This window comes from Sorangium sp. So ce426, from assembly GCF_051475585.1.
Lineage (GTDB): Bacteria > Myxococcota_A > Polyangia > Polyangiales > Polyangiaceae > Sorangium > Sorangium cellulosum_B.
In genome coordinates this window covers 9,187,115-9,198,385 of sequence record NZ_CP150341.1, presented here as the reverse complement: position 1 = coordinate 9,198,385, position 11,271 = coordinate 9,187,115, and the positions used below count along the sequence as shown (strand labels likewise).

At 73.0% G+C, this 11,271-nt stretch carries 10 protein-coding genes; 6 read left to right on the top strand and 4 right to left on the bottom strand.

The features are described from left to right. The first annotated feature begins 507 nt into the window (after positions 1 to 507). The 3 genes from WMF44_RS34365 (at position 508) to pdxA (ending at position 4,111) form a co-directional block, all read left to right on the top strand. On the top strand, positions 508 to 1,953 hold the full coding sequence (locus tag WMF44_RS34365) for a TldD/PmbA family protein (protein WP_437294273.1): 1,446 nt from the start codon (positions 508 to 510) through the stop codon (positions 1,951 to 1,953). A 203-nt stretch (positions 1,954 to 2,156) separates the two neighbouring features. After that, entirely contained in the window at positions 2,157 to 3,011 is an 855-nt protein-coding gene (locus tag WMF44_RS34360) for a winged helix-turn-helix domain-containing protein (RefSeq protein WP_437294272.1), read from the top strand. After that, positions 3,008 to 4,111, top strand: a complete 1,104-nt coding sequence (gene pdxA, locus WMF44_RS34355) for a 4-hydroxythreonine-4-phosphate dehydrogenase PdxA (RefSeq protein ID WP_437294271.1) — start codon at positions 3,008 to 3,010, stop codon at positions 4,109 to 4,111. Before WMF44_RS34360 ends, pdxA begins: the two co-directional genes overlap by 4 nt. A gap of 42 nt (positions 4,112 to 4,153) precedes the next feature. On the opposite strand, the gene WMF44_RS34350 is transcribed toward pdxA, so the two are convergent. The 4 genes from WMF44_RS34350 to WMF44_RS34335 are packed head-to-tail and all read right to left on the bottom strand — an operon-like array spanning position 4,154 to position 6,815. Next, positions 4,154 to 5,146 (bottom strand): ketopantoate reductase family protein, encoded by a 993-nt coding sequence (locus tag WMF44_RS34350; RefSeq protein ID WP_437294270.1) that lies wholly within the window; start codon positions 5,144 to 5,146, stop codon positions 4,154 to 4,156. A 60-nt stretch (positions 5,147 to 5,206) separates the two neighbouring features. Next, positions 5,207 to 5,659, bottom strand: a complete 453-nt coding sequence (dtd, locus tag WMF44_RS34345) for a D-aminoacyl-tRNA deacylase (RefSeq protein WP_437294269.1) — start codon at positions 5,657 to 5,659, stop codon at positions 5,207 to 5,209. Positions 5,660 to 5,661: 2 nt separating this feature from the next. Continuing rightward, positions 5,662 to 6,135, bottom strand: coding sequence for a hypothetical protein (locus WMF44_RS34340; protein WP_437294268.1), 474 nt, complete (start codon positions 6,133 to 6,135; stop codon positions 5,662 to 5,664). Beyond that, a complete protein-coding gene (locus WMF44_RS34335) occupies positions 6,132 to 6,815 on the bottom strand; it encodes a hypothetical protein (protein WP_437294267.1) in 684 nt (227 codons plus the stop codon). The genes WMF44_RS34340 and WMF44_RS34335 overlap by 4 nt, the downstream gene beginning before the upstream one ends. A 795-nt stretch (positions 6,816 to 7,610) precedes the next feature. Between WMF44_RS34335 and WMF44_RS34330 the strand changes: the two genes are divergently transcribed. The 3 genes from WMF44_RS34330 to WMF44_RS34320 all read left to right on the top strand — a co-directional run bounded on the left by WMF44_RS34330 (position 7,611) and on the right by WMF44_RS34320 (position 11,025). Continuing rightward, entirely contained in the window at positions 7,611 to 9,056 is a 1,446-nt protein-coding gene (locus tag WMF44_RS34330; protein ID WP_437294266.1) for a DUF882 domain-containing protein, read from the top strand. 12 nt (positions 9,057 to 9,068) lie between these two features. After that, on the top strand, positions 9,069 to 9,641 hold the full coding sequence (locus WMF44_RS34325; RefSeq protein ID WP_437294265.1) for an NUDIX hydrolase: 573 nt from the start codon (positions 9,069 to 9,071) through the stop codon (positions 9,639 to 9,641). A gap of 175 nt (positions 9,642 to 9,816) precedes the next feature. After that, positions 9,817 to 11,025, top strand: coding sequence for a serine hydrolase domain-containing protein (locus WMF44_RS34320; RefSeq protein WP_437294264.1), 1,209 nt, complete (start codon positions 9,817 to 9,819; stop codon positions 11,023 to 11,025). The last annotated feature ends 246 nt before the right edge of the window (positions 11,026 to 11,271 follow it).

Genomic DNA, 11,271 nt, shown 5'->3' with positions numbered 1-11,271 from the left:
CGGAAGCTACCGCGAAGGTGCTTGTTTGCAGTGTGCGGCCCCCCGGGGGCCCTTGTCTGGCGACGCGGCGACCGCCTGGCGCGGTGGCCGCGAGCCCCCGCCCCGGTCGGACGCTGGGCGGGTCCGGTCGAGGCGCGTCGAAGAGCGCGCCCTACGCTGTAGGAACGCGCTGAACGGCCGGGGATTCACGAAGATCGCGGGGAAGGTGGCGAGCGCCGCCATTCCCGCGAAGACAGCGTTAAGCCTAGCAGTCGAGCGGCCTTGTTGCACATTTCGTGCGATCTTCCCCGACCCGCCGCTGCTCCGCGGGTGACCCCGCGATCGCGGCGTGCGCGCCGGGCATGGGCGCGCGGGCGATGTATGCGCGCCGCGCCCGATGAAAGGGCAGGGGGCAGGTCGCGAGCTCTGCCGTCGCCGGGGGCGAGCGCGGGCGCCGGCGGGAGGGCGCTCCGGAGCGCCGCCGCCGTTTCTCGACCGTCCCGGCGAATGGACCTAGAGTTGGGCACCATGTCGCGCAGCCAGGCCTACCGTGCCCCGTTCGCTCCTGGAGAGGAAAATGCCGTCGACGCCGCGCTTTGCGAGCGGCTCCTCTCGGTCGCCCTGTCCAAGGGTGGTGATTACGCTGACCTCTTCTTCGAGTACCGCGCCGGAGGCGGGTTCACCTTCGACGAAGGGATCCTCAAGGCGGCCTCGCGTGGGGTGTCGATGGGGGTCGGCGTCCGCGTCCAGCGAGGAGACGCGACCGGGTACGCGTACACGGAGGACCTCACCTGGGAGGCGATGCGGCGCGCCGCCGAGACGGCGGCGCAGATCGCGACGGGCTCGGGCGGCAAGGAGAAGATCGAGCTCAGGCGCCGCGAGCTGCCGACCCGCTACGAGCTGCCCAGCATCTCGCTCGACGCCCCCGGGCTCGCGAAGCGCGCGCTGCTCGAGCGCGCGAGCGCCGCGGCGCTCGCCTACGATCCCAGCATCGTCAAGGCGGAGGCGAGCTTCGTCGAGGAGGTGCGCGAGGTCCTCGTGGCGACGAGCGACGGGCGGATGGCGCACGACGTCCAGCCGCTCATCCGCTTCGGCGTGCGCGCGCTCGCCGAGCGCAGCGGAAAGCGCCAGGAAGGCTCGAGCGGCGGCGGCGGGCGCATGACGACGGCCTACTTCGAGGGCAAGTCGCCGGAGTGGCACGCCGAGGAGGCCGCGCGGCAGGCGGTCGCGATGCTCGACGCCCGCGACGCGCCCGCCGGCGAGATGAACGTCGTGCTCGCCCCGGGCGACAGCGGCATCCTGCTCCACGAGGCGGTGGGGCACGGGCTCGAGGCGGACTTCAACCGCAAGGGGACCAGCAACTACGCGGGGCAGATCGGCAAGGACGTCGCGAGCCCGCTGTGCACCGTGGTGGACGACGCGACGCTCCTCCAGTCGCGCGGCACGATCAACGTGGACGACGAGGGCCACGAGCCCGAGCGCAGCACGCTCATCGAGAACGGCAAGCTCGTCGGGTACATGCACGACCGGCTCTCGGCCCGGCACTTCGGGCTCACGCCGACCGGCAACGGGCGGCGCGAGAGCTTCGCCGCCGCGCCGATGCCCAGGATGACGAACACCATCCTGCTCGCGGGCCCGCATGATCCCGAGGAGATCGTGAGGTCCGTGAAGCGAGGCGTCTTCGCGAAGAAGTTCGGCGGCGGCCAGGTCGACATCTCGAACGGCGATTTCGTGTTCTCTCTGACCGAGAGCTACCTCATCGAGGACGGCAAGCTGACCGCGCCCCTCAAGGGCGTGAACCTCATCGGCAACGGCCCCGAGGTGCTCCGGCGCGTCACCATGCTCGGCCACGACGTCGCCGTCTCCGACGGCATCTGGACGTGCGGCAAGGACGGACAGAGCGTCCCCGTGGGCGTTGGCTGCCCCACAATCAAGATCGATCTCATCACGGTCGGCGGAACGCGGATCGGCTGATTTTCAAGGCTGGAACGCCAGGCGGAAGGTAAGCCCCGCAGCGGTATTGGTGGGTTTAGCGCGGTGCGTCTTGCCGGCCCGTCGTGACACCCGTATACGGGGCGTTCATGGCGCGTCGCTCGTTCATAGCCATCGTTGGACACGGACCGGATCTGGAGCGCGACGAGGGTGCCGCATCGGTCTTGCGCTCGCTGGGCGCTGACGTGCGAACCCTGGATCTCTGGGATGATCCACCGCGGCTCTTCCACGACGACGAGAGCAAGGCGCGGGCGATCGTCGTCGAGGCGCTCGACAGGCCGGACCTGGCCGCCGCGGCGCTGCGCGCGCTGCGCCGCGAGCCGCGCCTCGAGGAGGTCGGCGCGCTGGTCGCCGTGAGCGTCGCGCAGATCGCGCGGATCGAGCCGTCCAGCGGCTTCGACGACTTCCTGCTCGTGCCGTACGTGCCCGCCGAGCTCTACGCGCGCGTGCGCCTCGTCGAGTGGCGCCGCAGCGAGTTCGCGACCGAGGAGCGGGTGAAGGTGGGCGCGATCGTCATCGATCGCGCGGCCCACGACGTCTCGGTCGGCGGCATGCACGTGCCGCTCACCGCGAAGGAGTTCGCGCTGCTCTCGTACGTGTGCGAGCGCCGCGGAAAAGTTGTGTCGCGGACAGAGCTTCTTCGCCGTGTCTGGGGCAGCCAGTACGAGGGCGGCGCGCGGACCGTCGACATCCACGTGAGGCGTCTCCGGGCGAAGCTCGGCGCGGCGCTGCCGCTCGTCACGCTGCGCGGGGCCGGGTACCGCCTCGAGTCGCCGATCCCCGGCGCCGGTGGTCCCGAGGGCGGCGACGCGAGCAGGGCGCTCCAGCGGGGCGGGGCCGGCGAGGAGGCCCAGGGCGACGAGCGCGGGGAGCTGCGCGACGAGGACGAGGACGAGGACGAGGACAGCGACGACGAGGGCGACGAGGACGAGGGCGAGGGCGAGGGCGACGAGGAGGAGGCCGCGCAAGCCAAGCGGCGAGCGGCGCCCTCGGGGAACGACGCCACGCCGTCCGGGCGCGAGCGGCGCATCACCCGATGACGTCGCCGGTTCGCCGCGGCGGCGCGCGAACGACCGCCGCCGGTGCGGCGCGCGGCGGCGGTCGCTCACGCCCCGCCGGGCCGCCGATCGTCGCGATCAGCGTCGGGTGCCCCAGCGGGGTGGGCCCCGAGGTGGCCGTGGCCGGCGCGGCGTCCGTCGAGGGCGCGCGCTGCGTGCTCGTCGGCGACGAGGCGATCATCCGGCGGGCGGCGAGGCTCGTCCGGGTCGCGGCCCGCCGGCTCGTCGTCGTCGATGGGCGCGCCGCCATCGAGGAGCTCGCGCCCGGCTCGATCGGGCTCTGGGCGGGCAGCGCGCGGCTCTCGCGGGCGAGCGCGTTCGGTCGGCCCGAGGCCGAGGACGGCGCGGCGCAGCTCGCGTGGATCGACGCGGCGACGGACCTGGTCCGCGAGGGCGTCGCTGCGGCGCTGGTCACGGGGCCCGCGTCGAAGCACGCGATCGCCACGAGCGGCGCGCCGGGGTCCGCGGACTTCCTCGGGCACACCGAGCACCTGGGCCGGCGGCTCCGCGCGCGCGAGGTCACGATGGCCTTCGCCTCGGGCAAGCTCGTGACCGCCCTCGTGACGACCCACGTGCCGCTGCGCGAGGTGCCGGACGCGGTGAGCCCGCGCGAGGTGGCGCGCGCCGCGGTGTGGCTCGCGCGGCTGCTCGGCGATCTCGGCCGCGAGAGGCCGCGCGTGGCCGTCGCCGCGCTCAACCCGCACGCAGGCGAAGGCGGGCTCCTCGGCGACGAGGAGCAGGTGCGGATCACGCCGGGGATCCGCCTCGCGGCGCGGCGGCTCTCGCGCTCGGGCCCGGCGGCGGAGCTGACCGGGCCCGTCGGCGCGGAGACGGCGTTCCGGCTCGCGGCGCGCGGCGCGCTCGACGGGGTCGTCGCCATGTACCACGACCAGGCGACGATCCCGAGCAAGCTCCTGGGCTTCGGCGAGGCCGTGAACGTCACGCTCGGCCTGCCGATCGTGCGCACCAGCGTCGACCACGGCACCGCGTACGATCTCGCGGGCACGGGGCGCGCCGATCCGCGCGGCATGCGCGAGGCGATCGTGCTCGCGGCGCAGCTCGCGGCCGCGCGCGCGCGCTGACGCAGCGACGCGGCGCCCGCGCGCAGCGCAGGAAGCCGCGGCTCAGCGCGCCCGCGGGCGGCCGCCGAGGTGCGCGAGCAGCCGCTCGAGCGCCGGCATGCTCACGCCGCGCTCTCGGCCCATCTCGAGGATGGTGGCGCCCATCGCGAGGTGCTGCGCGTGGAGCTTGGGGCCGAAATGCACGTCGAGGAACCGCAAGAACTCCGGGGCCAGCAGGCGCACGAGCGCGACGCCCGGCTTGAGCGTGAGCGGCCCGATGAACCGGAGGAGGAGCTTCGTCCACGGGGCCACCTTGCCCAGCCGGTCCGCGAGCGCGACGGACTCCCTGGTGGCCTCGATCACGGTGCGGAGCACGCCGTCGTTCTCGAGGAGGGCGCTCGCCCCGCCGCCCGCGTCGATGGCGGCGATCAGCGGGAAGAACGCGGTCGTGGTGGCCACGTTCTGCGCGCCCACGTCGGGCTCGAGCCGCGCCGGGACACCGGCGCTCGTGAGGCGGCGCGCGAGCTCCTCGAGCGGCGGTCGCTCCGCGGGGGCGCCTCCCTCTTCGTCGATGAGCGTGGGCGCGAGCTCGGTGATCCAGGCGCGGACCACGCCGCGCTCGTCGAGGTAGCCCGAGACGCCCGGCATCGCGGGGGTGATGCGGCGCTGGGCGGCCTCCTCGAGGTCGGCGCGCTGCCTGGGCAGGAGCGGCGTGAGCACCACGGCGGGCGCGGCCGGGCCGCCGCGGAGCAGATCCGCCACCGACCTGCCGCCCGCCGCGCGCTGCGCGGCGCCGCCGGGGTCAGCGCGCGGGACGAGCTGATCGAAGCGCACGGTGATCAGGACGACGTCCGCGTCGGCCGGGATCTCGGCCGCGAGGCGCGGGCGATCGAGCGTGTCGCGTCGATCGGCGCCGTTCACCTGCTCGACCACGAACGGCCGTACGTCGCCGGCGCGCTCGGGCCGGACCACGAACGTGACGTCGTCTCCCTGGGCGGCGAGGCGCACGCCGTAGATCCGCCCGAGCGCCCCCGCGCCCACGATGGTGACCCGCATGGCTCCCCCGTAGCCTGCGCGGCGCTCGGGGAAAAGGGGGTGGCCGTCGCCGCCGATCCCTCAGAACGTCCGCTTCGAATCGATGAGGATGGTGACCGGGCCGTCGTTCTCGACGAACACGCGCATGTCGGCGCGGAAGCGGCCCGTGGCGACCGTGAGGCCGCGGGCCCGCAAGGCGGCGACGAAGCGATCGTACAGCGCCTCGGCGCGCACGGGCTCCATGGCGCCGTCGAAGCTCGGCCTCAGGCCGCGCCGGACGTCTCCGAAGAGCGTGAACTGGCTGATCGCGAGCACGCCGCCGCCGCGCACGTCCGCGAGCGCCCGCGACATCTTGCCGGCGTCGTCGCTGAACACGCGGAGGCCCGCGATCTTGCTCGCGACGTGGTCGGCGTCGGCGTCGTCGTCGTCCTTCGCGGCGCCGACGAAGGCCACGAGGCCGCGCTCGATCGCGCCGACCACCTGGCCCTCGACCTCGACGCGCGCGCCGAGCGCGCGTTGAACGACAGCGCGCATCGCTAGCGCTGCGCGGCCGCGCTTCGACTGGGCGCCGCGGCGGGCTCCGCCCCGGTGCCCGCGCTCAGCCCGAGCTCGCGCATCAGCTTGGCCGTGAGCTTGAAGTAGGTGCTGCGATCGTACGGCTGGTTGAGGATGTGGAAGTCCTTCCGCACGAGGCCCACGCAGCCGAAGCAGTAGGTGCAGCCGGTGCAGTCGACCGAGCGCACGAGGTACGACGACTGCGTGCACCGCTCGGACGCGACGCAGTGGCTGCACGCGATGAGATCGCGGCAGCCGCGGCAGTGCGTGCTGTCCGAGGAGCGCTGGGTGTCGACGCAGTAGTGGCACCGCTGCAGCGCCTTCGAGTTGCGGCAGAACGTGCAGTCGACGCAGCGCTCGCACGAGACGCACGCGACGCACCGCTCGTTGCCGGTGCCCGTCTCGAACGCCTGGATCAGCTTGCGGAGCTCGGCCTCGAATTCCGCGCGCGTCATTCCGCCTCGCCGCTCGCTTCGGAGACGCCCCCGCCCCCGCCGCCCCGGGCCGCGCCGTCCGGGGCCGGGGCCTCGGGCCTGCCGCTCACCTGGCGGCGCAGCCGCTCGGCGGCCTCGCGCGTCGCGGGCTCCTCCGCGAACTCCTCGATGCGGCGGAGCCGCGACTCGAGCACGGCGCGCCGCTTCGGCAGCTCGCCGACGAGGATGCCCGCGAGCTCGTCGATCGCCTCCTGGATGCGCTGCTCGTCGCTGTGCTCGAGCAGCTGCAGGTACACGTCCTGCTCCGCGGGGAAGGCGTGGCCGGCGCGGAGGAACTCGTTCGCGGCCTTGGAGATGTTGGGCCGGCCCGACGCGCAGAGCAGCTTCGACAGGAGCCGCTGGCGCTCGACGGCCTTCGGGTCGCTCTGCGGAGGCGGCGCGAGGACGATGCGCCCCGGCGCCTTGGACGCGGCGTCGCGTCCGGACTTGACGCGCCCGCCCTTGCTGTCCTCTGCCTCCGGCTCCTTGCGCGGAGAGAACAGCGCCTCGAGCGCGGCGCGGTGTTGCTTGGCTGCCCGCCGGTCCTCGCCGGTCTGCGTCGGACGCGGCAGCCCCGCGCTGTTCGGCTGACCACGGCCATAGGCCGTGTGGAGCTCGGGATTGTGCCAGACCTTGGTTGCGTCTCTACGAATTCGCCGCATGTCGTGCCCCTGGTGACCTCGGAGCGATCATGGACGCGCCACCGGGTTCGGCTTCCGCATCCCGCGTGTGGCGCCCCGCTTGCATCGATGTTGTGGTGAATGAGGCTGGTGCGTGTTGGGCCGGGCGCTTCCCCCGCGATCCGCGATGGCCCGGACGATGTTGCGCAAGGGACGCGACGCCTATCTCCGCGCTGATCACGCTGGTTGCGTTGATCGTGAAGGTAGGGCCACGCCGCAGTGCGTGGTGCGCCGGGCGATACCCGACCGCGGACCGCGTGACGAGGGGCTCTGCCCCCATGCACCCCGGAGCCGCGCTCACGACCCGACCGCAGTCGCGAGGCAGCTGGGTTCCTACCACAGCCTTTGGTCAGCGCCGCAGAAAATTGGGCTGCCCTCCGCACTTCATGCCATTCCTGTCCTCAGGGTTCGGTCCCTTCTGAGCTTGCCTTCCGAGTCTCCCTTCCGAGGTTGCCTTCCGAGCTTGCGAGCTTCCGCGAGGGGCGTCTCGGAGACGCTGTTTCGAGGTTGCCGGTCTCGTCCCAGGTCGATTCAAGAAGCGGACCGCTGACTGCCCTTCCCAATCCCACATCCTGCGGACGGGCGGCGACGCCGTGTCTGGGAGAACCGCTCCTTGGCGGATGGCACTCACACCCGACCCGACTGGAGCTTTCCATGATGAGCCTTCGATCCGTGAGCAGTGAAGGCGCGGCGCCGCGGGACGCAGGGGGAGCTGTGCGCAGGGGGGAGCCTCGTGCGCGCCTGAGGCGCGCTCGCGCGGCCGCGCTCTCGGCGCTGGTGAGCATCGCGGTGCCGGCGATCCTGGCGGGGCCCGTCTGCGCGGAGCCGCTGCCCAGGGCGCACGCCGCTGCCGGGAGGTCCGGGGAATCGGGGGAAGAGAAGAGCGAGCAAACCCGTCGGGATCGGGCGCCGGCGAGCCCCGCAGGCGCGGAGCAAGCTCCGCGAACGAAGACGCGGGAGAGCTCGCCCGATCGTCGCGCGAAGAGCGCCGCGGCGGCGACCGGTGACGAGAAGACGAGCGGGGCGGGGGGCCGGAACCGGAAGGGGAAGGCCCGTACCCGCAGGGAGGCGCCGCACGCGGCTGCAGGCGCGGAGGAGAACGCGGGCGGCTCGGCGAAGGCGGGCGGCGGGAAAAAGGCGGTCGCCAAGAAGAAGGCGGGCGGCGAGAGGAAGAAGGAGAAGAGGCGCGCGGCGCGCACGGCCGAGAGCAAGCGGCGCGGGGCGAAGAAGGGGATGGAGCGGGAGGCGCCTCCGAAGCCGTGCCACGGACCGGTGCTGTCGATGGATCGCAGCGGGCTGGAGCCCGAGCGCCTCGAGCTGGTCGACTGCAAGGGGAAGCCGCGCGAGGAGGCCCGGCGCGCGCTCTCCTTGCTTGCGCGCCCGTGGGGCACGCCGCGGCCGATCCTGTCCGACGAGGGCGCCCCTGCGCGGAGGCCGGAAGCGGCGAGCCGCAAGGGGCGGCGCGCCGGCGATGCGCCGCGAGCCGCCGGGAGCAGGGCGAGCGGGGTGCAGGCAGGGGAGATCGCGCCCGGCGTGCGGCTGCTCGATCCCGGGCTGCTCTCCCGCATCGACGCGCTGGCGCGGCGGTACCCGGGCCGGCTCGTGTCGCTCGTGAGCGGGTACCGGCCGCAGAGCCAGGGCAGCCTGCACCAGACGGGCCGGGCGCTCGATCTGCGCATCGCCGGGGTGCGGAACGACGAGCTCGCCGCCGCCTGCCGCGCGCTCGCCGACACGGGCTGCGGGTACTATCCGAACAGCTCGTTCGTGCACGTCGATGTGCGCGCGCCAGGGACGGGGAGCGTCTCGTGGATCGATGCGTCCGGACCCGGCGAGGCACCCCGCTATGTGACCGCGTGGCCGCCGCCGCAGGACGAAGGGCGAGGGGCGACCGAGGGGATGTCCGGCGAGGACGCGGAGGAGGTGCTCCGGCGGGAGCGCCGCGAGAAGGAGAAGTCCGCGAGCGCGGCGCCGGAGAAGATGGCGGGCCCTGCGCCGGACAAGGCGAGCGCGGCGCCGGAGAAGGCGAGCACGACGCCGGAGAAGGCGGGAGCGCCGGAGAAGGCGAGCACGACGCCGGAGAAGGCGGGAGCGCCGGAGAAGGCGAGCGCGACGCCGGAGAAGGCGGGAGCGCCGGAGACGGCGAGCACGACGCAGGAGAAGGTGGGAGCGGTGACGGAGAAGACAGGAGCGGTGCCGGAGAAGGCGGCGAGAGGCACGCCGTAGTAGTGAGGCGGGATGGGTATCATGATTCCTCGCCGGCACGCCTCGGCGCTCGCCGGTACGTTCGGTCCGCTCGCGATCCATCGCCATGAAGTCATGGCTGCGGGCGCGTCTTATCCCGCCTTCACGCTGGAGCTCGCCGACTGGATCTCGGTGGCCGCGATCACGGATGAAGGTCAGTTCGTCCTGGTGCGGCAGTACCGGCACGGGGTCGACGCGGTGACCATCGAGACGGCTGGCGGCCTCGTCGATCCAGGGGAAGAGCCGGCGGCCGCTGCGCCGCGCGAGCTCCTGGAGGAGACGGGGTATGCTGTGGAGTCGCTCGAGACGCTCGGGTGGGTACACCCGAATCCCGCGCTCCAGGCGAACCGCTGCTTCCTCTACCTGGCGCGCGGCGCGCGGCGGGTCGGCGAGCCCGAGGGCGATGAGCACGAGAGCACGGAAGCGGTCGTGATGAGCGCAGAGGACGTGAGGGCGGCGATGCAGGACGGCCGGATCAGCCACTCGATCGCCGTGATCACCTTGCTGCGGGCGCTCGCCGTCGCGCATGATTCGTGGGAACGGCCTGTCTGCCGACTCACGCGATAAGCTGCGTTATCGACGTCCTGCGTGAGCGAGAGCACCCGCATCTTCGCGGGCCGGTTGACACGGTCGGACCCGTCGCGTCTCGATGCCCGTCCTTCGCGGGCCGCCCCTGGAGATCGGGAGCGGCGCCGCGGAGCGCAGCAATGGACCTCACGGGGAGGCCATGGAGACCCGATCGATGAGCCGTGTCCTTCGGCCGACCGCTCTCTTCTCTTCTTGGATTGGTGTTGTCCTGCTCGCGGGGTGTACGAGCTCCTCGCCCGCTCCGCGCGACGTGGTGGCCACCACGGACGACGAGGGCCACGGGAGCGTCGGCGTCGGGAGCGTCGCCGCTGGACCTGGCGGCCCAGACCCTGCGCCGGGCGCCGGCTGCGACGATCTCTCGGTCGAGCTCCAGAGCGCGCTCGACGCGGCCGTGGATGCGCAGCGGCTCCCCGGCGCGGCCGCCGCCGTGCACCTCGGCGGGTGCAGCTGGCTCGGCGCCGCGGGGGTCGCGGACACCGAGGCCGACGTGGCCATCCAGCCCGGAGATCTCTTCCGCGCAGGGAGCATCACGAAGACCTTCGTCGCCACGCTGGCGCTGATGCTCCGCGCGCAAGGCCGGCTGTCGCTCGACGACGCCGTCTCGGCGTACGTCGGCGGTGTCCCCCGCGGAGAGCAGATCTCCGTGCGACAGATCCTGAACCACACGAGCGGCGTCTTCGACTACACGGAGCTCGACGCGTTCTGGACCGCGGCCCTCGACGAGCCGACGCGCGCGTGGACGCCCGCGGAGCTCATCGAGCTCGCGGCGTCGAGGCCGCCGTATTTCGAGCCAGGGCGCGGCTTCGCCTACTCCAACACGAACTACATCATCGCCGGCCTGATCGTCGAAGCGGCCTCGGGAGAGCCCATCGGCGAGCTGCTCCGCGCCCGCGTCCTCGAGCCGGCGGGGCTCGCGCACACCTACCTCGACGGCGCCGAGGAGGCCCTGCCCGGCCTCGTGCACGGTTACGGGCGGAGCCGGGGGGAGCTCGTCGAGATGACCTCCGCGATCGACGCGTCGGCGGCCGGCGCGGCGGGCGCGCTGGTCTCGACCACGGGCGATCTCACGCGCTTCTACCGCAAGGTGCTCGACGGCACGCTGCTCGGCCCCGCCGAGCTCGAAGAGATGACCGCGTGGGTCGACGCGCCCCTCGGCGAGGTCACTGGGTACGGCCTCGGGCTGTCGCGCCGGGAATCTCCGCTCGGCGTCCAGGTCGGGCACGACGGCGGTATCTGGGGCTTCACGTCGTCGTCTTATTACACGGTCGACAAGGATGCTTCTATCACCGTGCTCGTCAATCTCGAGGGCGGCGATGTCGGCAGGATCGTCGATGATCTGTCGAATGTCCTGATCACGCCCTGAGCCGGGAAGGGGACAGTTGCGTCGCTATCGACGCGCACGCGCGCAGGCGGGTGCCGGTCGCTGTCCACCGCGCGCACACGCGACGCCCCGCGGCGTGCGAGGCGCGGCGCCGATCCACGATTGTCAGGAACCCGCGCTGCCGTTCGCGACACCAGCGGTCCGCCGCGAACGGGCCTCACCCTTGCATCGCCATGGACGCAGCCCGCACGGGATGATTCCCGGCAGGACGCTCGCATCGCGAAAGGA